Here is a 24,277-nt window from a genome sequence, read left to right as displayed (position 1 = left end):
ACGGGGTAGGCCAGCACAGCCGCCTATCGTCAAGCCGACAGCTTTTCTCCATCCCTCGCGACCAGGCGAGGGCCTCGGGCCTCTGTCGAGGACGGACCGAAGCGTCGCGTAACCATCGTGAGGTCCAATTGCTCCTGTTCGATATAGGCCTTCAACGTTCTGAGCGGGAATCCCTCAGGGAGATAGTTCGTGATGCCGACATCACCGTTCTTGTGGCCCATCAGATAGCGCCGCGCCGTGTCCGGAACCGATCCCGCAACCAGAGAGCTGTTGAACGTGCTGCGCATGGCGTGCAGATCGCGCCGCTTGTCGTATACCTTGCGTGATGTGCGGTAGTAACTGAATTTCTTGGTGAAATTGGCGGTGTAGGACAGCTTCTTGGACTTCGAGCGCGAGACCTTGTCGAAGATCCGGATCTTGCCGAGGCGACGCTGGCGATCAACCAGCTGGAGAAATCCGAGCTCGATCAACTGCGAGTGTATCGGGACCATGCGACGGGCATTGTTGCTCTTCAGGCTCTGTCCGGTGCCACGTTCGACGTCGAAATAGTGGATATCGGCGTCGTAACGGACGTTGTCGGGCGTCAATTGGAGGATTTCCTCGCTCCGCAGACCATGCAACAGCGCGATGAGAGGGACCCAATAAACGGGATCGTCGATCTCCGTTTTTGCAGATTGCCACCTTTCCGTGGAAAGCAAGGCAGCCAGATCCTTGCTGTGCCAGATGCGACGGGTGGTGTCTTCCCGGCCTTTGCGCAAATCGTTGATGGCATTCTCCCCGAGAACGTAGGGCTTGAAAGGATTGACGGACAACCAGCCGCGATCCACGGCATAGTCGAGCGGGCTGGATAGGTACTTCTGGTGTCGCTGGAACGTCCGGGGCGCAATCCGTGGGTACTTGGAATCCCGGAGGAGCGCTTGCTTCGCATCCCCTTCCAGTCCTTCCTTCTCGATCCTCGCCCGCGCCGATTTCTCCGCGCGGTTTTCCTTCGTCTTGGCGCGCTTGACGATTTCGAAACAGGACATCTGCCGGTGTTCGGAGGGGCGGCCATGGTTCTTGGGCAAGGCCATCACCATATCGTTGAAGCGGATCCAGTCGCTTGTGCCGATTTCGCTCATTCTCCGGTGCCCGAAAGTGTCGGCAACGAGTTTGCGTGTGGAGACAATCGTGTCGGACTCGGCTTTGAAGCGCGCTGCCTTGCCTTCGTCTTCATAGACGTAGGCGCCTTTGATGGTCACCCCGCGGCTGCGTTCCTCGAACCAACGGTCCCAGATCTCCAACAATCGCGGGTCCTCCCCATGTGGGCTCTTTTCCTGCTGCGACGCCCTTGGGTCAACGGTGATCCTGACGCCATCGCCCTCATGGAAAACCCGAGATACCGGTTCAGCGATGTCTTCCAGTTTTTCCGGCTCATCGTGCTGGGAGGGAGCACCTTCATCCTGCGCCTTCGGTCCAGTCGTCGCTTGGGGCTCGATGTCCACGGCACGCGGTGGCTCCGCGAGGGACTGGGTCCCGGCCGTCAGGGCCATGGCGAGATAAGGCTGCGGGTCTGAAAACTGCCCCCGCGCGCGACGTTCCTTTTCCTCGCTGAGTTCGATCAGGAGTCGCAGCATCCGGTCTGCGAGAATGGCGAAGTCGTCCTCGTTTTCGTCGATCTCCAGGCCAAGTCGAGCTGCGATGTCGCGGATCGGCTGCAACGCGGGTTCCCGGTCGCAAAGGAAAATGGCGTCGCGCAGTGAGGCGCGTGCTGCGAGTTCCAGGGCGAGCGAGGCTTCGGCTGCGGCCCGGGTGCGCGGTCCCGTGAGGGCACGCAGGCGGTCTGCAGTGTCGATCTCGAGGCGTGCGTAGGTCACCAGGATCTCGGTCATCATTTCTGGCGGCATGGTCTGCTCCGCGTTGAAGCAAAGCTCGCTGACAGCGGTCAGTCGCCGGGCGAGCTCTGCGGCATCGCGAGGGAGGTGCGTCCGAAGTGAAAAGCAGAAGAATCGTGGTTTGATCCATTTTCTTGCCCGTGCGGGAACGCGACGCCGGAAATAGAAGCCGGTCGGTCGAAGCTCGAGAAACGGATGTTTTGTCGTCATGATGACGTGCCTCCTGATGTGGGAGGTGCCGCGAGAAAACCGGAGAAATGTGCCCAGCATTGTGCCGAGAAAACGAAAAATCCCCGGGTCTCGGCGAGAGACCCAGGGATTTTATCTTTGACTTCAGCGCTTTGCGGAAGTTTTGGCTCCGGCGGTAGGGATCGAACCTACGACCAATTGATTAACAGTCAACTGCTCTACCGCTGAGCTACGCCGGAACACGAGGGGTGATATAGCGATGCCGGTTCGGGGCGTCCAGAGGATTTTGGCAGAAAATTGCAGAAAATTTCAGGACGTCGGGGAAAGCGCAAAATCGCCGGCAAAAGACAGGGTCGAAACCGGCGTGACGCGGTTTTTCCCGGTGAGATCAACGAGGTGGGCAAAGACATTGCGGGCGGCGGCGGGCAGCAGGGCCGGGGGCACGTCGTGATAAATCTGTCGGGCGAGGGCCTGGGCGGTCGATGGCCCTCGGGCGAGGGCTGCGAGGATTTCGGCCTCGCGGGCGCGGCGATGGGTGATCAGCCAGTCGAGGCGGGCAGAGGGGTCCTCAACAGGTGCGCCGTGGCCGGGGTAGAAGCGGCTCCAAGGCCGTGCGGCCAGGCGCGCGCAGGAGGCCATGAAGTCGGTCAGGTCGCCGTCGGGGGGCGAGACCAGCGACGAGGCCCAGCCCATGACGTGATCGCCGGAAAACAGCGCGTCGCCCCAGGCGAGGCAGATGTGGTTGCCCATGTGGCCCGGCGTATGCAGCGCGGTGAGCTGCCATTCGCGGGTGCTCAGGCTGTCGCCATCTCTCAGGACCTCGTCCGGCATGAAGTCGCGGTCGATACCCTCGCCGCCGCCGGTCAGACCGGTCTCGGCCAGCGCCGTCATCACCGCGCTCCGGCCGGCGCTGGCGGGGCCGAAGGCGTAGACCTTGGCGCCGGTGGCCTCTGACAGCGGCCGCGCGAGGGGCGAATGATCAAGGTGCGCATGGGTGACGATGATATGGCTCAGGGTGCTGCCGGCGGGCAGGGCGCGCAGGATCGCCTCGAGATGCGCCGGATCGTCGGGGCCGGGATCGATCACCGCGACCTCGCGTTCGCCCAGCAAATAGGTGTTGGTGCCCCAGAAGGTCATCGGCGAGGGATTGGGCGCGAGGAGGCGGCGCAGCCCGGGGGCCAGCATCTCGGCATGTCCCGGAACGGGCGGGTTTTCCTCGGCGGCCATGCGGGTTTTCCTTCTAAGCTACGAAATGACCGGATAAGCCTTACCCATGTCGTTCGAATGGCTCAAACGTTATATGCCGCGCAGCCTCTATGGCCGCGCCGCGCTCATATTGGTGCTGCCGGTGGTGACCCTGCAACTGGTGGTCACGGTGATCTTTGTCCAGCGCCATTTCGAGGGGGTGACGGAACAGCTCACCCGCTCGGTGCGTGACGAGATCCGGCTGATCTCGGCACAGGCCGAGGGGGTGGCGGACCGCGACGCCGCCCTTGCAGCGATGCAGCCGCTGGCCAGCGCGCTGGACTACACGCTGTCCTGGCAGGAGGCGGCGCCGGCAGAGGACAGCCGTCGCTGGTTCGACCTGTCCGGGCTGGTGGTGATCCGAGAATTGCGCAGCGAGCTGGACGGAATCGCCGCCATCGACCTGCCCAACGACCGCGATACGTTGGTCTACCTCGAGCTGCCGCAGGGGGTGCTGAAGCTGCGCTTCGACCGCAAGGGCGTCTCGGCCTCGAACCCGCATCAGCTGATTCTCAACATGTTCCTGTTCAGCCTGATCATGACGCCGATCGCCTATATCTACCTGCGCAACCAGCTGCGGCCGATCACCCGGCTGGCGGATGCGGCTTCGGCCTTTGGCCGCGGGCGGGTGGTGCCCTATTCGCCGGGCGGGGCCAACGAGGTGCGGGCGGCGGGGCACGCCTTTCTCGACATGCGGGCGCGGATCGAGCGGCAGATCGAACAGCGGACGCTGCTGCTTTCGGGGGTGAGCCACGATCTGCGTACGCCGCTGACCCGGCTCAAGCTGGGGCTGTCGATGCTCGACGACGACGAGGTGATCGACCTCCAGCGTGACGTGCGCGAGATGGAGCGGATGCTGGACGAATTCCTCGACTTCGTGCGCGGCAATGCCGAAGAGACCGAGCCGGACATGGTCGATCCGATCGCCCTGGTGCAGCAGATCGTCGAGGATGCCCAGCGGGCGGAAAAGCCGGTCACCCTGGGCGAGGTCGAAGGCGCCGGTCAGGTGGCGCTGCGGCCCGGGGCGATCCGGCGGGCGGTGGAAAATCTGATCGAGAATGCAACGCGCTACGGGACGAACTGCAGGGTCAGCGTGAGGCTGTCCGGCACTTCGCTGCGCATTCGTGTCGAGGATGACGGGCCCGGTATCCCCGAGGACATGCGCGCGGCCGCGACGCGGGCCTTCGTGCGACTTGACAGCTCTCGCAACCAGAACAGGGCGCCGGGTGTGGGGCTCGGGCTGGCGATTGCCACCGATATCGCACGGGCGCATGGCGGCACGCTGCGGTTGGGGGCGTCAGAGACCCTGGGCGGGCTGCAGGCGGATATCGTCGTCGCACGGTGAAACTACCCTGTTTTCAGAGGTTTGTTTGCAACTTTTGACGTTCTGCCTCAATTGCGGATGTCGGCGCTCTGCCGCGTTCTGTCCTCTCGCCAGGCGGACGGGTCTTCGATCAGCAAGCCGATCTCGGCGAGCGGCGCGGGCGCTGGCGGCGCCAAGTGCACGGGCTCTTCGGCGCTGTCAGACGCCACCGCCTCGGCGGCAGGGAAGTACATCTCCACCGTCGTGCCTTCGCCGGGCTGGCTCTTCAGCGTGATATGCCCGCCGGACTGCGCGATGAAGCCATAGACCATCGGCAGGCCGAGCCCCGATCCCTTGTCGATCGGCTTGGTGGTGTAGAAGGGCTCGAACACACGGGCCTGAGCGTCTTCGCTAATGCCTGTGCCGGTGTCCGAGACCGAAATCACCACGTAATCCCCGGGCTCCGGGCCGCTGCCACCTGCGGGCTCGGTCACCCGTTGATGGCGCGTTTCGACCTCGAGCGCGCCGCCCTCGGGCATGGCGTCGCGGGCGTTGATGGCAAGGTTCAGAAGCGCGCTTTCCAGCTGGATCGGGTCGGCCTTGACCGCCGGAAGATCGCAGTCCAGCCGGGTCCTGACCTTGATGTTGCAGGGCAGCGTGCGACGAAACAGCGTGTCCATCCGGTTGATCACCAGGTTGGCGTCCAGCGCCTCGGGCGCCAGCATCGAGCGGCGACCGAAGGCCAGCAACTGCTTGGTCAGCTTGGCCCCGCGCGAGGCCGCGTCGAGCGCCTCGGTCAGCAGACGGTGCTGATCGGCGCTGGTGCTGTCATAGCGCGACAGCTCAAGTCCCCCGGTAACAACGGTCAGTATATTGTTGAAATCATGCGCAATTCCGGCGGTAAGTCGACCGACGGAATCCAGGCGCTGCGCCTCGGCAAAGAGCCTCTCGTTGGTCTTCTGATCGGTGATGTCGAGCGAGGCGCAGATCTCACGCACCACGCGGCCGCTGTCATCCGTCTGTGGCTGGACGATGGTGCGAATCCACTTGGTGTCGCTGCCGGTCGCAACGCGATATTCCACCGTAACGGGCAGGCCATTGCGCGCCTCTTTGTAACCGGCGATGACCCTGGCGCGGTCTTCGGGATGGACGAGGGTGATGGCGCTGCTGAGCGTGGTGACGGTCCTGAGGAACCCCTCGACGCTGGTGCCGTGGTTGCGGGCATGCTGGTCAGAGACAACCACCGGCTGATCGTTGACCGTGTCCCAGATGTAATAGCCCAGCTTGGCAATCTTGGCGGCCAGCAGGAGGGGCTGTTCCTGCTCGCGCCGCTGCTCCTCGATCCGCTTGTCGATCAATGCGTTACGCTGATCGGCGATGCGGCCGGTCATGTAGCCGATAAGGATGAAGATCGCCATCGATCCAAGCGTCTGCGGCAGCGAAGAGGTCACCGCCTCGGGGCCGATGCCGACCACATGCGCATGCAGCAGCTGGCCGGCGCCGATCATCCCGGCCAGCGCCCCGGCAAAGCGGCCGCCGGTCACGCCGGCATACATCGCCGCCACAACCAGCAGCAGATAAGGGATCGGCAGCCAGGGCCCGAAGTGATGCCCGGCCTCGATGGCGATGACCACGAGGAGGGTGGGAACGACAGCGATGAGGGTTTGCCGAGGATCGGTTGATTTCATGACGCAACAAACTCTCGGCTACCGTTTTCGTAAGCACGTCGAAGTTATATCAATCAGGAGTAGAAATGTAAAAAAATTGCGCAACCTGCGTAGGTGACGCCACGTCAATTGCGCGGCGGGCTTGCACAAGGCACCGTTTGTTGCAGCGCGGCAATTTCGGGGTCTGACAGGCGAGGCGGCGTGGTAGGCCCGGCAGGACTTGAACCCGCAACCAAAGCGTTATGAGCGCTCTGCTCTAACCAATTGAGCTACAGGCCCGCCTGAGGGTGGGATTATCCAGCCACGGCGGGAGCGTCAAGGCTTTCAGATTGCGCCTTCGGGCGTGATGTTTTAACCGGGCTCAGACCAGTTGACAGGACGGAGCGGGCGATGAGCGCTGAGAACGGCAAGACGGGGCTGACCTACAGCCAGGCCGGTGTGGATATCGACGCGGGCAATGCGCTCGTCGAGCGGATCAAACCCGCGGCAAAACGCACGGCGCGGCCCGGCGTGATGTCGGGGCTGGGCGGCTTTGGCGCGCTCTTCGACCTCAAGGCCGCGGGCTATAACGACCCGATCCTGGTGGGCGCCACCGATGGCGTCGGCACCAAGCTGCGCATTGCCATCGACACCGGCGAGGTCGACGGTGTGGGCATCGACCTTGTTGCCATGTGCGTCAATGATCTGGTTTGCCAGGGCGCCGAACCGCTGTTCTTTCTCGACTACTTCGCCACCGGCAAGCTCGAGACCGAGACCGCCGCGCGGATCATCGAAGGCATTGCCGAGGGCTGTCATCGCTCCGGCTGCGCGCTGATCGGCGGTGAGACCGCCGAGATGCCCGGCATGTACACCGAAGGCGATTTCGACCTGGCGGGCTTTGCCGTGGGCGCGATGGAACGGGGCACGGCGCTGCCCGACGGAGTCAAGGTGGGCGATGTCCTGCTTGGCCTTGCCAGCGACGGCGTGCATTCCAACGGCTACAGCCTGGTGCGCAAGATTGTCGAAGTTTCCGGCCTTGGCTGGGACGACGAGTGCCCGTGGGGCGAGGGCACGCTGGGCGCGGCGCTGCTGACACCGACGCGGCTTTATGTCAAACAGGCGCTCGAAGCGGTGCGCGCCGGCGGCGTGCATGCCCTGGCCCATATCACCGGCGGCGGTCTGACCGAGAACCTGCCGCGGGTGCTGGACGAAGGGCAGGGCGCCGAGATCGACCTCGATTCCTGGGAGCTGCCGCCGGTCTTCCAATGGCTCGCCGAAACCGGTGGTCTGGCCGAGGCCGAGATGCTCAAGACCTTCAACTCTGGCATCGGCATGATCCTGGTGGTCGACGCCGATCGCGGCAGCGAGATCATCAAGGTGCTGATCGCCGCCGGCGAGCGGGTGCATGCTCTGGGCCATGTGACCCAAGGTGAAGGTGTGCGCTATCGCGGGACGCTTGCATGAGCCTGCGCGTCGCCATCCTGATCTCTGGCGGCGGATCGAACATGGTGACGCTGGTCGACAGCATGACCGGCGATCACCCGGCGCGGCCCTGTCTGGTGCTGTCGAACCGGCCCGAGGCCGGCGGGCTGGACAAGGCCCGCGCCCGCGGCATCCCTGTAGCTGTTGTGGATCACCGCCCCTTTGGCAAGGATCGCAAGGGGTTCGAGGTTGAACTTCAGGCAGCGCTTGAAGCGGCGAAGCCGGATGTGATCTGCCTTGCCGGCTTCATGCGGGTGTTGACGGCGGAGTTCGTGACCCGCTGGCAGGGGCGCATGCTCAACATCCATCCCTCGCTTCTGCCCAAGTACAAGGGCCTCGACACCCATGCGCGGGCGCTGGCCGCCGGCGATGCCGAGGCCGGCTGTTCGGTGCATCTGGTCACGCCAGAGCTTGATGACGGCCCGGTTCTGGGTCAGACATCTGTGGCAATTGCCCCCGGCGACACGGCTGACAGCCTTGCGGCGCGGGTTCTTGTCGAGGAACACAGGCTTTATCCGGAAGTTTTGCGCCAATTCTGCGAAAACCTCCGGCAATCATAAGAGATCGCACACTCTTTTCATCCCGACTTTTAAAACATATGTTGGTCTAGAGGGAGCGCGAAAAGAAGAAAAAGGGCGCCTATGCGTATCATCACGACGACTGCGGAACTGGCCGAATTTTGCACAGCTGCGCGTCAGGAACGTTATGTCACTGTGGACACCGAGTTTCTGAGAGAGCGCACATATTATTCGAAACTGTGCCTTGTCCAGATGGCCATGCCCGGCAAGGACGACAGCACCGCCGCGCTGATCGATCCGCTGGTCGAGGGCCTCTCGCTCGAGCCGATGTACGAGCTCTTCCGCGACAGCAACGTGGTCAAGGTCTTCCATGCCGCGCGCCAGGATCTCGAGATCTTCTTTGTCGATGCCGGGGTGATCCCGCATCCGCTGTTCGACACCCAGGTCGCCGCCATGGTCTGCGGCTTTGGCGAGCAGGTGGGCTATGAAAAGCTGGTGCGCTCGATCGCGCGTCAGGGGCTCGACAAGACCTCGCGTTTCACGGACTGGTCGCGCCGTCCGCTGACCGAGGCGCAGCAGAAATACGCTCTGGCTGACGTGACGCATCTGCGCACGATCTACGAATTCCTCGCTGCCAAGCTGGAAAAGACCGGCCGCGCGCCCTGGGTCGAAGAGGAGATGTCGATCCTCGAGGACCCGGAAACCTATATCATGCGGCCGGAAGAGGCCTGGCAGCGGGTGCGCACCCGCACCACCACGCCGAAATTCCTCGCCATCGTGCGGGAACTGGCCAAGTTCCGCGAATCCTATGCCCAGACCAAGGACATCCCGCGCAACCGGGTGTTCAAGGACGACGCCATGCTCGAGCTGGCATCGACCAAGCCGACCTCGGCCGCCGATCTCAGCCGTTCGCGGCTGCTGTTGCGCGAGGCGCGGCGCGGCGAGATCGCCGATGGCATCCTCGAGGCGGTCAAGGCCGGGCTGAACTGCCCGCCCGAGGACATGCCCGAAATCGACCGTTCGCGCGACAAGCTGCAGGTCAACCCGGCGCTGGCCGATCTTCTGCGGGTGCTGCTCAAGGCCAAGACCGAGGCCAGCGATGTGGCCTCGCGCCTTGTGGCGCCGTCCTCGGACCTCGATGCGCTGGCGGCGGGGTTGCGGGATGTGCCGGCGCTGCGCGGCTGGCGGCACGAGGTCTTTGGCCGCGATGCGCTGCGGCTTTGCGATGGCAAGGTGGCGCTGACCGTGCGCGGCAACGACGTGCAGATCGTCGAGCTCTGACACGAAAAAGGGGGCCTCGGGCCCCCTGATTTTTGCCTGACTTCCTGGCCTGACCTCAGCGCTGTGCGCTGCGAATATTGTTCCGCGCCAGCACGCGGATGGTCTGCACCCCGGCCAGTTCCTGATCGGTCAGCTTGACCGCAGCGGTGACCGCGCGGGCATGGGCATTGCCGACGCCTGTGCCGTATTGCGGCTGAACGGCGCGGAATTCATAGCTCAACGTGCCGGCATCGCCATCCTCGACCGGGATCAGCCGCACGTCGAAGCCTTCGATTGAGGTCAGCACGCCCGACACCTCGATCAGCGCGCCGCCACCGACGCGGCGGACGTGCAGCTCGGTCACCTGTTCCACCAGCTCGCCGGCGTAGGGCGGCGCATCGCGCTTGCCGAAAAAGGCGCGGCGTTCGGGGATCAGGGTGTTGACCTCGCTCTCGCCGGGGGAGACCTCGACCGACTGGCTGCGGCCGAACCAGTTGAAGGGATTGACCCGCGACTCGCGCACCGTGGCGCAGCCGGCCAGCGAGGTTGTCACCACCAGTGATGCCAGAACCAGTTTGCGCATGGGTCACTCCCTTTGTCTTTGCCTTGGGTTAGCGCATTGGCTGCGGGTTGAAAAGCGATTGCCGCTGGACCTTTGGCATTTGGCTCCCTAGGTGAGGGGCAGTTGCATCGGAGGGGTTATGGCCAGCGCTGCATTTGAAGAGATTGTCGAGGATTTCGAATTCCTCGAGGACTGGGAAGACCGCTATCGCTACGTGATCGAGAAGGGCCGCGACATGGCGCCCCTCGATGACGCGCTGAAGGTGCCGGCGACCAAGGTCGATGGCTGTGCCAGCCAGGTCTGGCTGCACATCCGGCCCGAGGGCGACCGGTTCCATTTCGACGGCGACAGCGACGCGATGATAGTGCGCGGGCTGATCGCCGTGCTGCGGGCGCTCTATAACGGGGTGCCGGTGGGTGAGGTGCCTGCCGTCGACGCCGGGGGCGAGCTGGCGCGGCTGGGGCTCAACGATCATCTGTCGGCGCAGCGGTCGAACGGGTTGCGGGCGATGGTGGAGCGGATCCGCGAACGGGCGGCAGAGGCGGCCTGAGGGCATGGGTCTTTCAACGAGAGGCCCGAACAGCGCCGAAGGCGCCGGGCCAGCGGCTGCCCGCCCCCCGGGCTGCCGCTTTGGCTGAGGTGGGCGCATCGCTCAGAGGTCTTCCGGATTTGGCTGAGATAAAACGCTGCTGAACAGATGTTGAGGCGGCATCCCGCGGGCAGCCACTGCCCCGGCCTCCCAATGGTTGACGCTGACGGTCAAACCCTCAGATCACAAAGCGAAACAGGCGGTCTTCTCGCAGCCCGACCAGCGCCGAAGGCGCCGGGCCAGCGGCTGCCCGCCCCCCCGGGCTGCCGCTTTGGCTGAGGTGGGCACATCGCTCCGAGGTCTTCTGGATTTTGCTTAGATAGAGCGCTGCTGAACAGATGTTGCAGCGGCATCCCGCGGGCAGCCACTGACCCGACTGGCCATTGACTGACGTTGAGGGGCAAGCCCTCAGATCACAGAGCGAAACGGGTAATCTTCTCGCAGCCCGAACAACGCCGAAGGCGCCGGGCCAGCGGCTGCCCGCCCCAACGGGTTGCCGCTTTGGCTGCGGCAAGCACCTCGATCAGAGGTCTTCCGGGTTTGGCTGATATAAAGTGCCGCCGAACAGGCGTCGCAGCGGCACCCCTTGGGCAGCCGCAGGTCCGGCGCGCAGCAGACCGCGCGCCGGGGGATGGCTCAGAACGGGATTTCGTCGTCGATGTCGCGGCTCGGCGGAGTTCCGCCGCCTTGACCGCCGCCCTGGCTGCCACCACCGTAGCCGCCCTGATCCTGCGGACCGCTGTCGTAGCCGCCGCCAAAGCTGCCACCACCGGCGCCGCCGCCGAAGCTGCCACCGCCACCGCCGCCGCCAGCAGCGCCGTCACGACCGTCGAGGAAGGTCAGCTCGCCGGCGAAGGGCCGCAGCACCACCTCGGTGGAATAGCGGTCCTGGCCGGACTGGTCCTGCCACTTGCGGGTTTCCAGTTTGCCTTCGACGTAAACCTTTGAACCCTTGCGCAGATATTGCTCGGCCAGCCGCGCGAGGTTCTCGTTGAAGATGGCGACCGAATGCCATTCGGTACGCTCGCGCCGCTCGCCGGTGTTGCGGTCTTTCCAGTTTTCCGAGGTCGCGATGCGCAGATTGCAGACCTTGCCGCCATTCTGAAATGTCCGCACTTCCGGGTCGCGCCCGAGATTTCCGATGAGAATGACTTTGTTGACTGACCCGGCCATATTGCCCCCAAGTTGCACGTTCTGATTGCGCCGAATTCCGAATCCGGCGGCGAAGTTCGGCAGAGCCTACCTCACCTGATCATGGTTGATAAATGGCAAACGGGCGCCGGTCTGGCGTAATCGGGAAATTTGGGTATATTCGGGGAAAACGACGTAGGGACAGTGGGTATGCGCAAGGTTTTGAGCGTAGCGTTGGTGGCGGCCCTAACGGCAGTGCCGCAGGTCTTTGTGCCGACGGCCGCATCGGCCGAGACGATCTCGACGAAGGGCAGGGCGTCGCTCTTCAAGTCCAAGACCGGCGTGCTCGACCGCCGGGCCGCCCAGCAGTACAAGAGCTCGGTCAGGCTGCAGCCCCCCAAGGTTGTCACCCCCACCAAGTGGGACGCCGAGAAAGCCCCAAATCACCGCTATACCGGCAAGTACAAGGGCGTCTATTCCGGCATGGCCCGTGATGCTGCCCGCGCCCATGGCGTGCCGGAGGACCTCTTCCTGCGGCTGGTGCAGCAGGAAAGCGGCTGGAATCCCAAGGCGTTGAGCCACAAGGGCGCCTATGGTCTCGCGCAGCTGATGCCCGGCACCGCTCGCAGGCTTGGCGTCAACCGCGAGGATCCGGCGCAGAACCTCTCTGGCGGGGCGCGCTATCTCAAGCAGCAATACGACCGCTTCGGTTCGTGGAAACTGGCGCTGGCGGCCTACAATGCCGGGCCGGGCGCGGTCACCAAGTACGGCGGCGTGCCGCCTTACAAGGAAACCATGAACTACGTGAAGGTGATCTGGGGCAGCTGAGCCACTCAGGCCTCGTCCCAGCCCTCCGGCAGCGGGCGGAAGGGATAGTCCGCCAGATCGTCATAGACCGGCGCGCCGCCGCCCAGCGTGGACCGGGTGAGGGTAAGCCCCCGCGCCACGAAGCCGGGGAGCTCGGCGCGCGCAGTGTCTGACAGGTAGCGTTGCACCTCATCGGCCAGAGAGGCCGGCGGTCGCGCACCGAACCGTGCCAAGGTCACATGCGGTTTGAACTTCTGCCGGTCCGGCGTCAGCCTGGCCTGTCGCGCCGCGCCCTGCACCGCGCGGTGCAGGGTGTCGAGCTCCGGCGAAGGGCGCACCATGGCCGCCAGCAGCCGTGGGCGGCTGCCGCCGAAGATATCGACCCCGGAAAAGGCGACATCGAAAGGCCAGGCGGTGATTTCGTCCAAAGCGGCATCGAGATCGGCGCAGGCCTGCGGTGCGACCTCTGGCAGGAAGGCCAGGGTGATGTGGAACTGATCGGGGTCAACCTGACGGCCGACGCGCAGGCCTGCCTGCAGATCGCTCAGCGTATCGCGCGCGGCATCGGGCAGGGGGATCGCCACAAAGAGCCGCATGGCGGTTCAGCTTCCGCTGGTGTGACGGCGAAACATCGGCCCGGGCGCCGGTTTCGGCCGGGGCGGCGCATCGGGCTGGGCGGCACGGCGCAGGGCCGAGGGCGGCTTGCCGGTGTGATGCTGTACAAAGCGCGAGAAATAGGCGGCCGAGCCAAAGCCCAGGTGCCGCGCCACCTCCTGCACCGGCGGGTCGGCCTGCATCAGCAGGGTCCGGGCCTCGTGCAGCACCCGCTGGGTGATCATCTCGGCGGCGGTCAGCCCGGCGTTTTCACGACAGACCCGGGTCAGATGGGTCGGCGTCACCTCGAGCATTTTGGCGTAATCGGCCATGTTGCGGCCACTGCGGAACTCGGCCTCGAGCAGATCGGCAAAGCGCCGCACCAGCCGCTGGCCGGCGGTCTCGCGGCTCATCAGCGCCGGCGAGACCTTGTCGCCCTCTTCGAGCATCACCAGCATCTGCCGCCGCAGCCAGACCGCGGCGAGGTTGAACCGCGCGACCAGCGCCTCGGCCTGAAGCGGTTGTTGCGTGGTAAGTTCGCGCTGCAACATCTCAAATATGCCCGACAATTCGCCTTGGGCCACCACGTCGCGCATGCGCAGATGCTGGGGGTCTTCCGGCAGCAGCGGATAGGCGCCATCCTCGATCAGGATCGTCTGGCCGAAACATTGCGGCCCGGTCTCGATCGAGAACTGCGTGCCGCGCGGCAGGTAGATCACGTTGTTCGCGCCGATGCCGCGGCGGATACCGCGGATCGTGGCGCGCCCCTGTCCTCGGGTGATCCAGATGAACAGGTGGTCCGGGCGGCCATGCGGCAGGCTGGCCTGCCAGCTGCCGGCCGGGGTCATCTGCGCCAGCGTCACCACCCGCAGGGGCAGGGCCGCGCGCTTTGCAGGCTCTGATCGATCAACCGTCACGCCACACCGGTCCTTTCGGTCACAGGGGCTTTGCAAGTCAGATACCTGTTGATGCCGCGACGCAGCATCAATCGCAAGAGAATTCCGGGTGTTCAACACAAAGACGCCGCCTCCACCGCCCGCCAGAGCTTCATCCGTGACCGTAGCCAGGTGCGCTGGCGTTTTGCAAACTGGCAGGTGGCGATGGTGGCCTTTTCCCGCGCATCGGCGAGCGAAAGTTCGCCGCGCAGATGGGCGATCAGCTCCGGCGCGCCGATGGCCTTGAAGCTGAGCAGCGCCGGGTCCCAGCGCGGCAGGTTCTCGCGCGCCTCGTCAAGCGCGCCGTGCTCGAGCATCAGATCGAAGCGGCGGGCGATGCGGGCATTCAGCCAGTCGCGCTCGACATCGACGCGCAGCGCCTGAGCCTGAGACAGGGGCAGCAGCGGCGGCGGCGTGTCATCCTGCCAACTGGCCAGCCCGCGACCGGTGGCGCGCTGCACCTCCCAGGCGCGCTGCACCCGCATGGGGTTGAGCGTGTCGATGCGCGCGCGGGTCTCGGCGTCGATCTCCGGCAGAAAGACGTCATGACCGTGCTCGCGCCGGCGGGCATCGGCCTCGGCCCGCACCTCTGGCGGCGTGGCGGGTATCTCCGCCAACCCCTCGGTCAGCGCCGCGAAATAGAGCCCGGTGCCGCCGATGATGATCGGCCGTTGCGGCCCGTCCAGCAGCGGCGCCACCTCGCGCAGCCAATGGCCGACGGAATACTCCGCGTCCCAGGCGACATGGCCATAAAGCAGATGCGGCGCGCGCGCGAGATCCTCGGGCGCGGGCCGCGCGGTCAGCACCCGCCAGTTCCCGAACACCTGGATCGCATCGGCGTTGACGATCACGCCGCCCTGATGCTCGGCGATCTCCAGCGCCAGCGCCGACTTGCCGCTGGCGGTGGGCCCGGCGATCAGAACCGGCTGTTCCGGCGACAGATCCGCAAGCTCAGGCCGCATCCCGACTGCCCCCTGTGCAAGGGATCTCGCTTTCCCCCGAATGCTGCATTGAACTGCCCCGCGTTTTCCGACATTTTGCCGCCAATTTAGCCAGCCGCCTCACCGGAGTACACCATGTCAGCTGCCACCGACACCGATGCCCGCGCCACCAAGTACAAACGCGTCCTTCTGAAAATTTCCGGCGAGGCGCTGATGGGCGACCAGGGCTACGGGTTGCACCCGCCCACCGTCGAACGCATCGCCCGCGAGGTGCAATCGGTGCACGCCCTAGGTGTCGAGATCTGCATGGTCATCGGCGGCGGCAACATCTTCCGCGGGCTGCAGGGCTCGGCCCAGGGGATGGAGCGGACCACGGCCGACTACATGGGCATGCTGGCCACGGTGATGAATGCGCTGGCGATGCAATCGGCGCTCGAGGGGCTTGGCGTCTTTACCCGGGTGATCTCGGCCATTCCGATGGACCAGGTCTGCGAGCCCTACATCCGTCGCCGCGCCGTGCGCCACCTGGAAAAGAAGCGGGTCTGCATCTTTGCCGCCGGCACCGGCAATCCCTATTTCACCACCGACACCGCCGCCACCCTGCGCGCCAACGAGATGTCCTGCCAGGCGATCTTCAAGGGCACCAAGGTCGACGGCGTCTATGACAAGGACCCGGTCAAACACGCCGACGCGGTGCGCTACAAGGAGGTGAGCTACGACGAGGTGCTGCAGAAGCATCTCGGCGTGATGGACGCCTCGGCGATTGCGCTGGCGCGCGACAATTCGCTGCCGATCATCGTCTTCTCGCTGGACGAACCCGGCGGCTTCCGCGGCATCCTGGCGGGCGAGGGCACCTATACCAAGGTCGGCCCCTGATCCGTTTGTCCCCGGCCCGCGCCGGGCGTCTGCGCCGGTTTGACGGCGCGGGCGCGCGGGCCAAGAGCGCTATACATCGGCGTTCCAATGTCTTATGACCCGGGAAATACCGCCTGTACCCAAGGGGAATGAGCAGAATGTCCGACGATTTCATTCTTGATACCGACGATCTCGAGCGCCGCATGCAGGGCGCCATGGCCAGCCTGAGAACCGAGTTCGCCTCGCTGCGCACCGGCCGGGCCTCGGCCTCGATGCTGGAGCCGGTGATGGTCGATGCCTATGGCAGCCCGACGCCGATCAACCAGGTCGGCACCGTCAACGTGCCCGAGCCGCGCATGGTCACCATCAACGTCTGGGACAAGGGCCTTGTCGGCAAGGTCGAAAAGGCGATCCGCGAAAGCGGTCTGGGCATCAACCCGCAGCTCAACGGCACCATCATCATGCTGCCGATCCCCGAGCTCAACGAAGAGCGCCGCCGCGACCTGACCAAGGTGGCCGGGCAGTACGCAGAGCACGCCCGCGTGTCGATCCGCAACATCCGCCGCGACGGCATGGAGCAGATCAAGAAGGCCAAGTCCGATGGCCTCTCCGAGGACGACCAGAAATTCTGGGAAAACGCTGTCCAGGAGCTGACCGACACCTATGTCAAGAAGGTGGACGAAGCGCTCGAGACCAAGCAAGCCGAGATCATGCAGGTCTGAGCGACCTTGCCGCCCCGCCTGCGGGGCCGGTTCGACACCTACGGAGGATCAATGGCGCGCGACGCAAACCATCCGGAGACGCACCGCGGCCCGCGCCATGTGGCGATCATCATGGACGGCAACGGCCGCTGGGCGCAGCTGCGCCACCGGCCGCGGCTGTTCGGCCACCAGGCCGGCGCCCGTCGGGTGCGCGAGATCGTCGAGGCCTGCCCGGATTTCGGGGTGAAATACGTCACCATCTTTGCCTTCTCGACCGAGAACTGGAAACGCACCCAGACCGAGGTCGCGGGGCTGATGAGCCTGTTCCGGCGCTACATCCACAAGGAGATGGAGGCGTTCCGGCGTGAAAACGTTCAGGTCCGCTTCATCGGCGACCGGGTCAAGCTCGACGCCAAGCTGCGCGCGCTGATGGACGAGGCCGAGGCGCTGACCGCGGAATGCACCGGCACCAACCTCACCATCGCGCTGAACTACGGCGGCCGGGACGAGGTGGCCCGCGCCACCAAGCGGCTGGCCCGCGACGTGCGCGACGGCAAGCTCGATCCCGAAAGCGTCGACGAGGAAACCCTGCCGAAATACCTTGATACCTGCGTGCTGCCTGATCCCGACCTGGTGATCCGCACCAGCGGCGAGGCGCGGGTCTCGAACTTTCTGCTCTGGCAATCGGCCTATGCGGAATACGAATTCATCGACACGCTCTGGCCCGACTTCACCCGCGAGGAATTCGGCAGGCTGGTCGGCGCCTATGGCAAACGCGAGCGCCGCTTCGGCGCAGTAAAGGTCTGAGATCATGGCTGACAAAAGCGGCAAATGGGATGACCTGATCGTGCGCCTCGGCTCGGCCGTGGTGATGGTCGGCGTCGGTCTGGTGGCGATCTGGATCGGCGGCTGGGTCTTCGGCGCGCTGGTCGCGCTGATCGGCGGCGCGATGATCTGGGAACTGGTGCGGCTGATCGGCGGCGGCTCGCAGCAGGCGCTGATGCTGGCGGGACTTTCGGGCCTCTGCCTGCTGGTCGGCGGGGTGATCCCGGCGGGCTTTGCGCTGCCGCTTCTGATGGCGCCGGCCTTCGTGGGTCTCAGCCAGCTCAAGGCACATCGCACGGTTTTCATGACCTTTTCGGCGGCGATCCTGCTGGCGTCCTTCGGCATGGTGGCGCTGCGGCAGGACTACGGCATGGCCTGGCTGATGTGGCTGGTGTTGGTGGTCGTGGTCACCGATGTGGCGGGCTATTTCGCCGGGCGGATGATCGGCGGTCCCAAGTTCTGGCCCCGCGTCAGCCCCAAGAAGACCTGGTCTGGCACCGTCGCCGGCTGGATCGGCGCGGCGCTGATCGGGCTGATCTACTGGCTGTCCGGTACCGCCACGGCCAGCGTCATCGGCGTGTCGATCGCGGTCTCCATGGCCTCGCAGATGGGCGACATCGCCGAAAGCGCGGTCAAGCGGCGGGTTGGCGTCAAGGATGCCTCGACGCTGATCCCGGGCCACGGCGGGCTGCTCGACCGGTTTGACGGCATGCTGGGCGCGGCGCTCTTCCTGCTGCTGGTGGCGCAGTTCCTGATCTTTCCCGCCGGGGGCACGCCATGACGCGACGCGTCTCCATTCTTGGCGCGACCGGCTCTATCGGACAGAACACCATCGACCTGATTGCCCGCGATCCGCAGGGCTATCAGGTCGAAGCCTTGACCGGCGGTCACAACATCAGGCAGCTCGCCACCGATGCGCGGCGGCTGGGCGCGAAGCTGGCTGTCACAGCGCATGACGGGCGGCTCGACGACCTGCGCGCGGCGCTCGACGGATCCGGCATCGAGGCGGCGGCGGGGGCGACCGCGCTGATCGAGGCAGCAGCACGCCCGGTCGACTGGGTGATGTCGGCAATTGTCGGCGCGGCGGGGCTGGCGCCGGGGCTCAGGGCGCTGGAACATGGCGCGACACTGGCGCTGGCCAACAAGGAAAGCATGGTCTGTGCCGGCGCACTGGTCAGCGCCACGGCCAAGGCCCACGGCGGCCGGGTGCTGCCGGTCGACAGCGAACATTCGGCGGTCTTTCAGGCGCTGATCGGCGAGGATATCGCGGCGGTCGAACGGGTGATCATCACTGCCTCGGGCGGCGCCTTCCGCGACTGGCCGCTGGAAGACCTGCAAAAGGCCACGCCGGAGCAGGCGGCGACCCATCCCAACTGGGACATGGGCCAGCGGATCACCATCGATTCAGCCTCGATGTTCAACAAGGCGCTGGAAGTCATTGAAACGCGAGAATTCTTCGGATTGTCGCCTGACAAGATCGAGGTGCTGGTCCACCCCGAAAGCCTGGTGCATGCGCTGGTGGGCTTCTGCGACGGCGGGCTGATGGCGCACGTCGGACCGCCAGACATGCGCCATGCCATCGGCTTTGCGTTGCATTACCCCGAACGCGGAGTGGTGCCGGTGGAACGGCTGGATCTGGCACAGATCGCCACGCTGTCGTTCCGCGCGCCTGACGAAAAGCGCTGGCCGGCGCTGCGGCTCGCGCGCGAGGTGATGGCGATGGGCGGGCTGGCCGGGGCGGCCTTCAACGCCGCCAAGGAGCGCGCGCTCGATCGCTTCATCGCCCATGACATCGGTTTTACCCGGATGGCCGAGGTGGTCGAAGAGGTGCTCACCCGATTGTCAGGTCAACCGGGCCTCATTGACGCCGCAATGACCCTTGATAACGTCGCGCGCGTAGACCATTTGGCACGGAAAGAAGCAGACCGGGTCATCCGGGACAAAACATAAAACAAAGGTAGGGCGGCTTGGATATCTCGCAGTTGATTCCGCAATTCGGCGGCACGTTGTTCACATTGGCGGCCTTCGTGGTGGCCCTGTCGATCATCGTCGCCATCCACGAATACGGCCATTACATCGTGGGCCGCTGGTCGGGGATCAAGGCGGATGTCTTCTCGCTGGGGTTCGGGCCGGTGCTGTTCAAGCGCACCGACAAGCACGGCACCGTCTGGCAGGTCGCGGCACTGCCCCTGGGCGGCTACGTCAAGTTTCGCGGCGACGCCGATGCGGCCTCGGCCGGCAAGGACGACGCCGCGCTGGCCGAGATGAGCGAGGCCGACCGCCGCACCACCATGGCCGGCGCACCGCTCTGGGCGCGAACCGCCACCGTCGCTGCCGGGCCGATCTTCAACTTCGTGCTGGCCTTCGTGCTGTTCTCGGCGCTGTTCCTGACCCGGGGCGTGATCTCGGAGCCGCTGACCGTGGGCGAGCTGCGCCCGATGCCCACCACGCAGGAGCTGCAGGAGGGCGATGTTCTGCTCTCGGTCGCGGGCCAGGACGTGCCGGACTTCAGCGACAGCCAGGGTTTTGCCAATTTCGTGGCGGCGCTGCCGCCGTCGAACGACCTCGACTACCGCATCCTGCGCGACGGTGACGAGATCACGGTGACCGGGCCGTATCCCTATCCGCCCAATGTCACCCGGCTGGTGCCGCGTTCGGCCGCCTATGACGTCGGGCTGGAGCCCGGCGACGTGATCCTTTCGGTCGATGGCGAAGAGATCGCCACCTTCGACCAGATCAAGGAAAAGGTCGAAACCTCGGAGGGCAGGGCGCTGCTGCTCGACGTCTGGCGTGATGGCGAGGTGCTGGAATTTGCCCTGGCGCCGCGCCGCGTGGACGAACCCGGCGCCGAGGGCGGCTTTGTCACCCATTGGCGCGTCGGTGTCGTCGGCGGATTGTTCTTCGAGCCCGCCACCTCGGCCCCCGGCGTGGGCGATGCGCTCAAGGGCGGCGTGCTGCAGACCTGGGCGATTATGAAGGGCTCGGTCTCGGGGCTCTGGCACATCATCACCGGCCAGATCTCGAGCTGCAATCTCTCGGGCCCGGTGGGCATTGCCGAAACCTCTGGGCAGATGGCAGCGCAGGGCACCTCGAACTTCCTGTGGTTCGTCGCGGTGCTCTCGGCGGCGGTGGGGCTGCTCAACCTCTTCCCGATCCCGGTGCTCGATGGCGGCCATCTGGTGTTCTATGCCTACGAGGCCGTGGTCGGCCGTCCGCCGCATGACAAGGTGCTGGGCGTGCTGATGACCATCGGTTTGGGCATCGTGCTGTCCGTCATGGTCTTTTCGCTCTCGAATGACCTGATCCTCTGCCCCTAGGCAGAGGATCGCCGAGCCGCCGGGGCACCCGCGCCTGTGCACAGGCAGGGGGGCACCGGCGCTTTCGGCACATGCCCTAATCTTGCCCAATTCGCCTGCTAGGCTCTTCTTCGTAACACCCGAGAAAGAGCGGAAAAATGCAGACATTGGCCCAGGGATACCGCGGATTGCGCCTGATCGCGCAGCTCAACACCGACCGGATTCTGTTTGTCGGCACGATGGCTGGCGCCTTGATGCTGAGCGGATATCTGGCGACTTTTCTCTGATCACACCCATATTTTGTGGCAACACCCGGAAAATTCCTCGCTTTGCGGGGTTGCATGCTTTTGACAACCCGCCATGATCCCGATACCTACCAAGACGTGGGAAGTTAACGGATTGGCTCATGAAAAATCGAGTGGGAACGCGCGTCAACGAACGTGCGGCAGCAAAAGCGGTCAAATCTGTCCTGTTTGCCAGCGCGGCGGCAATCGCCGTCGAGGCGACGCTGGTGCCGATGCCGGCGCTGGCGCAGAGTTACACCTTTACCGAAGTGTCGATCGAGGGCGCCGGGCGCATCGAGCCGGCGACGATCCTGAGCTACGCGGGCATTGCCCGCGGCCAGACCGTCACCGCCGCCCAACTGAACGATGCCTATCAGCGCATCCTCGGCTCCGGTCTCTTCGAAGAGGTCGAGATCGTGCCGGTGGGCAACAAGCTGGTGATCCGCGTCACCGAATACCCGACGATCAACCGCGTCGTGTTCGAGGGCAACCAGCGGATCAAGGACGAGGACCTTGCCGGTCTGGTGACCTCTGAATCCCGCAAGGTCTTCAACGCCGCCACCGCCGAGCGTGACGCCGAGACCATCGTTCAGGCCTATGCCGAACAGGGCCGCGCCGCCGCACGGGTGACGCCCAAGCTGATCCGCCGTTCTGACAACCGCGTCGACCTGGCCTTCGAGATCCTCGAGGGCGGGGTGATCGAGGTCGAGCGGATCTCGATCGTCGGCAACAACGTCTATTCCGACCGCCGTCTGCGCCGGGTGCTGGGCACCAAGCAGGCCGGTCTGTTCCGCGCGATCATCCGTCGCGACAGCTTTGTCGAGGACCGGATCGAGTTCGACAAGCAGGTGCTGACCGATTTCTACCAGTCGCGCGGCTATGTCGATTTCCGCATCAACTCGGTCAATGCCGAGATCGCCGAAGAGCGTGACGGCTATTTCGTCACTTTCAACGTGCAGGAAGGCCAGCAGTTCACCTTCGGCCAGGTCACCGCGACCTCGGACCTGCCGGATGTCGATCCGCAGGACTTTGCCGAGATCATCCGCATCCGCCCCGGCGTGGTCTATTCCCCGGCACTGGTCGAGAGCGAGATCGCCCGGATGGAGCGCCTCGCCAACCGCCGCGGGCTCAACTTCATCCGTGTCGAGCCGCGCATCACCCGCAATGACCGCACGCTGGAACTGGACGTGGAATTCGTGCTGTCGCGCGGACCGCGGATCTTCATCGAGCGGATCGATATCGAGGGCAACACCACCACGCTCGACCGCGTGGTGCGGCGCCAGTTCAAGGTAGTCGAGGGCGACCCCTTCAACCCGCGCGAAGTGCGTGAATCGGCCGAACGCATCCGCGCGCTGGGCTTCTTCAGCAAGGCAGACGTCAACGCCCGCGAAGGCTCCACCCCGCAGCAGGTGATCATCGACGTCGATGTCGACGAGGCGCCCACCGGCTCGATCGGTTTTGGCGGCACCTATTCCACCGATGGCGGCTTCGGCGTCAACCTGTCGTTCAGCGAGCGCAACTTCCTTGGCCGTGGTCAGGCGCTGGGTGTCGAGGTTTCGACCGCGTCGGGCAGCACCAGCTACGCCTTCAACTTCGCGGAACCGGCATTTTTGAACCGCGATCTGCGCTTCGGCATCGGGCTCAGCTATTCCGAGACCGACAACCAGTATGACGACAGCTACGACACCGCGATCGGCCGGTTCTCGACCAGCCTGACCTTCCCGGTGGCGGAATACAGCACGCTGCAAACCCGCTACACCGCGCGCTATTCCGAGATGCTCAACGCCGGCAGCGATCTGGGCGACATCCTTAGCGCCGAGGTGGCGCAGGGCCCGCTCTATTCCAGCGGTCTGGGCTATACCTACACCTATGACACCATTGACACCGGGCTCGATCCGACCGCCGGCGTGCGGTTGCAGTTCAGCCAGGATTTCAACGGCTTGGGCGGCGACGTCAAATCGGTCACCACGACCGCCCGCGCCATCGGCCAGAAGAAGGTGCGCAACGAAGAGGTCACCCTGCGTGCGGTGATCGAGGGCGGCGCGCTCTGGACCGGCGACACCGACAGCCGGGTGATCGACCGCTTCTCGCTTGGCTCGTCGCGGATGCGCGGCTTTGAACCCGGCGGCATCGGCCCGCGCGAGATCGGCCCAGATGTGAACGATGCGCTCGGCGGCAATTACTACGCGGTGGCCCGGCTCGAGGCCGAGTTCCCGCTGGGTCTGCCAGAGGAATACGGCCTGTCCGGCGGTGTCTTCTACGATGTGGGCTCGCTCTGGGGGCTCGACAATACGACGACCACTTCTGCCGGCCATTCCGTGGTGCATGACGAGCCTGCGGCGCGTCACGTGGTGGGGGCGTCGCTGTTCTGGACGACGGCCATCGGGCCGCTGCGGTTCAACTTCACCAAGACGCTGAAAAAAGAAGAACATGACGAGGATCGCTTCTTCGAGTTCACGCTTGCCACCAGCTTCTGATCCGGCGCCATCGGGCCGGGCACAGGCGCTGCGGCGTGCCGTGGCGCGGGGGCTTCTGGCCCTGGCGCTGCTGGCGCCGGGGCCTGTGCTGGCCGCCGATGACACCGAGCAGAGATCGCCGGTGCTGGTGGTGGATTTCGACGAGGTCTTTCGCCAGTCCGACCGCGGCCAGGAGATCCTGCGCGAGTTCGAGACCCGCAGCCGCGAGCTTGCGGATGAGATCGCCCGCATCGACCTCGAGATGGCGGCCGAGGAAAAGCTGCTGACCGAAAAACGCGCGACGCTGCCGGCGGCCGAGTTCCGGACGCTGGCCGATGCCTTTGATGCCAAGGTCCAGGCCCTGCGCGCCGCCCAGGATGCCCGCGCGCTGGAGCTGAACCGCGATCAGTCCAATGCCCGGCTCGAATTTCGCCAGACCGCCTTTCCCATCCTCGGCCAGCTGATGCTGGATGCCGGCGCGGTGCTGGTGGTGGAAAAGCGCAATGTTCTGGTCTTCAACGATGCCATCGACGTGAGCCGGATCACCGCGCAGCGGCTGGACGCGGCCTTTGCCGAACGTGCGCCGGGCGATGCGGCGGTCGACGAAACCGTGCCCGAACGCCCGCCAGAGCCGCAGCCCGACAGCCCCCCCGGCGTCAGCGTTCCCGACGCCGCGTCAGAGCCGCAAGAGAGCGCCGAGCCTACCGAGAGCCGGCCCGCCCCGGTGGAGTGAGCGCCGCCGGAACGCTTGCCGTGACGCCCCCCGGTTGCTAGGGACAAGGCAGGA

Annotated in this window: 23 protein-coding genes and 2 tRNA genes; 15 read left to right on the top strand and 10 right to left on the bottom strand. The window is 65.2% G+C overall.

Going from position 1 to position 24,277, the window contains the following annotated elements; translation table 11 throughout:
• Positions 1-29: 29 nt before the first annotated feature.
• From ACN0SE_RS17165 to ACN0SE_RS17155, 3 genes are all read right to left on the bottom strand, one after another.
• Positions 30-2,081, bottom strand: a complete 2,052-nt coding sequence (locus ACN0SE_RS17165; protein WP_417525757.1) for a DUF6538 domain-containing protein — start codon at positions 2,079-2,081, stop codon at positions 30-32.
• A gap of 143 nt (positions 2,082-2,224) precedes the next feature.
• Positions 2,225-2,299 (bottom strand) — tRNA-Asn (locus ACN0SE_RS17160).
• 70 nt (positions 2,300-2,369) lie between these two features.
• On the bottom strand, positions 2,370-3,287 hold the full coding sequence (locus ACN0SE_RS17155) for an MBL fold metallo-hydrolase (RefSeq protein ID WP_417525756.1): 918 nt from the start codon (positions 3,285-3,287) through the stop codon (positions 2,370-2,372).
• Between the two features lie 46 nt (positions 3,288-3,333).
• Here ACN0SE_RS17155 and ACN0SE_RS17150 point away from each other — a divergent pair, with 46 nt between their 5' ends.
• Positions 3,334-4,650, top strand: coding sequence for an ATP-binding protein (locus ACN0SE_RS17150; protein WP_417525755.1), 1,317 nt, complete (start codon positions 3,334-3,336; stop codon positions 4,648-4,650).
• Positions 4,651-4,697: 47 nt separating this feature from the next.
• On the opposite strand, the gene ACN0SE_RS17145 is transcribed toward ACN0SE_RS17150, so the two are convergent.
• Together ACN0SE_RS17145 and ACN0SE_RS17140 are read right to left on the bottom strand one after the other, a co-directional pair.
• On the bottom strand, positions 4,698-6,242 hold the full coding sequence (locus tag ACN0SE_RS17145) for an ATP-binding protein (protein WP_417525754.1): 1,545 nt from the start codon (positions 6,240-6,242) through the stop codon (positions 4,698-4,700).
• A gap of 235 nt (positions 6,243-6,477) precedes the next feature.
• Positions 6,478-6,554 (bottom strand) — tRNA-Ile (locus ACN0SE_RS17140).
• Positions 6,555-6,665: 111 nt separating this feature from the next.
• Between ACN0SE_RS17140 and purM the strand changes: the two genes are divergently transcribed.
• From purM to rnd, 3 genes are all read left to right on the top strand, one after another.
• Positions 6,666-7,718 (top strand): phosphoribosylformylglycinamidine cyclo-ligase, encoded by a 1,053-nt coding sequence (gene purM / locus ACN0SE_RS17135; protein WP_417525753.1) that lies wholly within the window; start codon positions 6,666-6,668, stop codon positions 7,716-7,718.
• Positions 7,715-8,296, top strand: a complete 582-nt coding sequence (purN, locus tag ACN0SE_RS17130) for a phosphoribosylglycinamide formyltransferase (RefSeq protein WP_417525752.1) — start codon at positions 7,715-7,717, stop codon at positions 8,294-8,296. Before purM ends, purN begins: the two co-directional genes overlap by 4 nt.
• 81 nt (positions 8,297-8,377) lie before the next feature.
• Positions 8,378-9,535 carry a ribonuclease D gene (rnd, locus tag ACN0SE_RS17125; RefSeq protein ID WP_417525751.1) on the top strand — a complete coding sequence of 386 codons (1,158 nt, stop codon included), beginning with the start codon at positions 8,378-8,380 and terminating at the stop codon, positions 9,533-9,535.
• 55 nt (positions 9,536-9,590) lie between these two features.
• Here rnd and ACN0SE_RS17120 read toward each other — a convergent pair whose 3' ends face one another.
• Positions 9,591-10,097: a hypothetical protein gene (locus ACN0SE_RS17120; RefSeq protein WP_417525750.1), complete on the bottom strand. Its 507-nt coding sequence runs from the start codon at positions 10,095-10,097 to the stop codon at positions 9,591-9,593.
• A 118-nt stretch (positions 10,098-10,215) separates the two neighbouring features.
• Between ACN0SE_RS17120 and ACN0SE_RS17115 the strand changes: the two genes are divergently transcribed.
• Complete coding sequence (locus ACN0SE_RS17115; protein ID WP_417525749.1) at positions 10,216-10,626, top strand: SufE family protein; 411 nt, start codon at positions 10,216-10,218, stop codon at positions 10,624-10,626.
• A 675-nt stretch (positions 10,627-11,301) separates the two neighbouring features.
• Here the strand turns inward: ACN0SE_RS17115 and ssb are convergent.
• Positions 11,302-11,838, bottom strand: coding sequence for a single-stranded DNA-binding protein (gene ssb / locus ACN0SE_RS17110; RefSeq protein WP_417525748.1), 537 nt, complete (start codon positions 11,836-11,838; stop codon positions 11,302-11,304).
• Between the two features lie 168 nt (positions 11,839-12,006).
• On the opposite strand from ssb, the gene ACN0SE_RS17105 reads away from it, so the two are divergent.
• The gene (locus ACN0SE_RS17105) at positions 12,007-12,624 is read left to right on the top strand and encodes a lytic transglycosylase domain-containing protein (RefSeq protein ID WP_417525747.1); all 618 of its coding nucleotides are present in this window, start codon (positions 12,007-12,009) and stop codon (positions 12,622-12,624) included.
• Positions 12,625-12,629: 5 nt separating this feature from the next.
• Here ACN0SE_RS17105 and thpR read toward each other — a convergent pair whose 3' ends face one another.
• The 3 genes from thpR to miaA form a co-directional block, all read right to left on the bottom strand.
• Positions 12,630-13,199: an RNA 2',3'-cyclic phosphodiesterase gene (thpR, locus tag ACN0SE_RS17100; protein ID WP_417525746.1), complete on the bottom strand. Its 570-nt coding sequence runs from the start codon at positions 13,197-13,199 to the stop codon at positions 12,630-12,632.
• A 6-nt stretch (positions 13,200-13,205) separates the two neighbouring features.
• Positions 13,206-14,114 carry an AraC family transcriptional regulator gene (locus tag ACN0SE_RS17095; protein WP_417525745.1) on the bottom strand — a complete coding sequence of 303 codons (909 nt, stop codon included), beginning with the start codon at positions 14,112-14,114 and terminating at the stop codon, positions 13,206-13,208.
• A gap of 92 nt (positions 14,115-14,206) precedes the next feature.
• Positions 14,207-15,094, bottom strand: coding sequence for a tRNA (adenosine(37)-N6)-dimethylallyltransferase MiaA (miaA, locus tag ACN0SE_RS17090; RefSeq protein WP_417525744.1), 888 nt, complete (start codon positions 15,092-15,094; stop codon positions 14,207-14,209).
• 114 nt (positions 15,095-15,208) lie between these two features.
• Between miaA and pyrH the strand changes: the two genes are divergently transcribed.
• The 9 genes from pyrH to ACN0SE_RS17045 all read left to right on the top strand — a co-directional run bounded on the left by pyrH (position 15,209) and on the right by ACN0SE_RS17045 (position 24,223).
• On the top strand, positions 15,209-15,949 hold the full coding sequence (gene pyrH / locus ACN0SE_RS17085; protein ID WP_417525743.1) for a UMP kinase: 741 nt from the start codon (positions 15,209-15,211) through the stop codon (positions 15,947-15,949).
• A gap of 137 nt (positions 15,950-16,086) precedes the next feature.
• Positions 16,087-16,650 (top strand): ribosome recycling factor, encoded by a 564-nt coding sequence (gene frr / locus ACN0SE_RS17080; RefSeq protein ID WP_417525742.1) that lies wholly within the window; start codon positions 16,087-16,089, stop codon positions 16,648-16,650.
• A gap of 51 nt (positions 16,651-16,701) precedes the next feature.
• On the top strand, positions 16,702-17,436 hold the full coding sequence (locus tag ACN0SE_RS17075) for an isoprenyl transferase (protein ID WP_417525741.1): 735 nt from the start codon (positions 16,702-16,704) through the stop codon (positions 17,434-17,436).
• A gap of 4 nt (positions 17,437-17,440) precedes the next feature.
• Entirely contained in the window at positions 17,441-18,235 is a 795-nt protein-coding gene (locus ACN0SE_RS17070) for a phosphatidate cytidylyltransferase (protein ID WP_417525740.1), read from the top strand.
• Complete coding sequence (gene dxr / locus ACN0SE_RS17065) at positions 18,232-19,404, top strand: 1-deoxy-D-xylulose-5-phosphate reductoisomerase (RefSeq protein WP_417525739.1); 1,173 nt, start codon at positions 18,232-18,234, stop codon at positions 19,402-19,404. Before ACN0SE_RS17070 ends, dxr begins: the two co-directional genes overlap by 4 nt.
• A 17-nt stretch (positions 19,405-19,421) precedes the next feature.
• Entirely contained in the window at positions 19,422-20,771 is a 1,350-nt protein-coding gene (rseP, locus tag ACN0SE_RS17060; RefSeq protein WP_417525738.1) for an RIP metalloprotease RseP, read from the top strand.
• A gap of 137 nt (positions 20,772-20,908) precedes the next feature.
• On the top strand, positions 20,909-21,037 hold the full coding sequence (locus ACN0SE_RS17055) for a hypothetical protein (protein WP_417525737.1): 129 nt from the start codon (positions 20,909-20,911) through the stop codon (positions 21,035-21,037).
• Between the two features lie 119 nt (positions 21,038-21,156).
• Positions 21,157-23,511, top strand: a complete 2,355-nt coding sequence (bamA, locus tag ACN0SE_RS17050; protein ID WP_417525736.1) for an outer membrane protein assembly factor BamA — start codon at positions 21,157-21,159, stop codon at positions 23,509-23,511.
• Positions 23,495-24,223: an OmpH family outer membrane protein gene (locus tag ACN0SE_RS17045; protein ID WP_417525735.1), complete on the top strand. Its 729-nt coding sequence runs from the start codon at positions 23,495-23,497 to the stop codon at positions 24,221-24,223. The genes bamA and ACN0SE_RS17045 overlap by 17 nt, the downstream gene beginning before the upstream one ends.
• Positions 24,224-24,277: the final 54 nt, after the last annotated feature.

The sequence above is a fragment of the Marinovum sp. genome (assembly GCF_048263515.1).
Taxonomy (GTDB): Bacteria; Pseudomonadota; Alphaproteobacteria; order Rhodobacterales; family Rhodobacteraceae; genus Marinovum.
The sequence above is the reverse complement of the archived record's forward strand: the minus strand, read 5'-3'. Positions and strand labels throughout refer to the sequence as shown.

Bases quoted from the DNA above. Each gene is read 5' to 3' on its own strand.
- ACN0SE_RS17070 (WP_417525740.1), top strand. From the start codon at position 17,441: ATGGCTGACAAAAGCGGCAAATGGGATGACCTGATCGTGCGCCTCGGC.
- ssb (WP_417525748.1), bottom strand. From the start codon at position 11,838: ATGGCCGGGTCAGTCAACAAAGTCATTCTCATCGGAAATCTCGGGCGC.
- ACN0SE_RS17165 (WP_417525757.1), bottom strand. From the start codon at position 2,081: ATGACGACAAAACATCCGTTTCTCGAGCTTCGACCGACCGGCTTCTAT.
- ACN0SE_RS17120 (WP_417525750.1), bottom strand. From the start codon at position 10,097: ATGCGCAAACTGGTTCTGGCATCACTGGTGGTGACAACCTCGCTGGCC.
- ACN0SE_RS17155 (WP_417525756.1), bottom strand. From the start codon at position 3,287: ATGGCCGCCGAGGAAAACCCGCCCGTTCCGGGACATGCCGAGATGCTG.
- ACN0SE_RS17115 (WP_417525749.1), top strand. From the start codon at position 10,216: ATGGCCAGCGCTGCATTTGAAGAGATTGTCGAGGATTTCGAATTCCTC.
- thpR (WP_417525746.1), bottom strand. From the start codon at position 13,199: ATGCGGCTCTTTGTGGCGATCCCCCTGCCCGATGCCGCGCGCGATACG.
- purN (WP_417525752.1), top strand. From the start codon at position 7,715: ATGAGCCTGCGCGTCGCCATCCTGATCTCTGGCGGCGGATCGAACATG.
- miaA (WP_417525744.1), bottom strand. From the start codon at position 15,094: ATGCGGCCTGAGCTTGCGGATCTGTCGCCGGAACAGCCGGTTCTGATC.
- ACN0SE_RS17105 (WP_417525747.1), top strand. From the start codon at position 12,007: ATGCGCAAGGTTTTGAGCGTAGCGTTGGTGGCGGCCCTAACGGCAGTG.
- frr (WP_417525742.1), top strand. From the start codon at position 16,087: ATGTCCGACGATTTCATTCTTGATACCGACGATCTCGAGCGCCGCATG.
- bamA (WP_417525736.1), top strand. From the start codon at position 21,157: ATGAAAAATCGAGTGGGAACGCGCGTCAACGAACGTGCGGCAGCAAAA.
- ACN0SE_RS17150 (WP_417525755.1), top strand. From the start codon at position 3,334: ATGTCGTTCGAATGGCTCAAACGTTATATGCCGCGCAGCCTCTATGGC.
- pyrH (WP_417525743.1), top strand. From the start codon at position 15,209: ATGTCAGCTGCCACCGACACCGATGCCCGCGCCACCAAGTACAAACGC.
- ACN0SE_RS17055 (WP_417525737.1), top strand. From the start codon at position 20,909: ATGCAGACATTGGCCCAGGGATACCGCGGATTGCGCCTGATCGCGCAG.
- ACN0SE_RS17075 (WP_417525741.1), top strand. From the start codon at position 16,702: ATGGCGCGCGACGCAAACCATCCGGAGACGCACCGCGGCCCGCGCCAT.
- dxr (WP_417525739.1), top strand. From the start codon at position 18,232: ATGACGCGACGCGTCTCCATTCTTGGCGCGACCGGCTCTATCGGACAG.
- rnd (WP_417525751.1), top strand. From the start codon at position 8,378: ATGCGTATCATCACGACGACTGCGGAACTGGCCGAATTTTGCACAGCT.
- purM (WP_417525753.1), top strand. From the start codon at position 6,666: ATGAGCGCTGAGAACGGCAAGACGGGGCTGACCTACAGCCAGGCCGGT.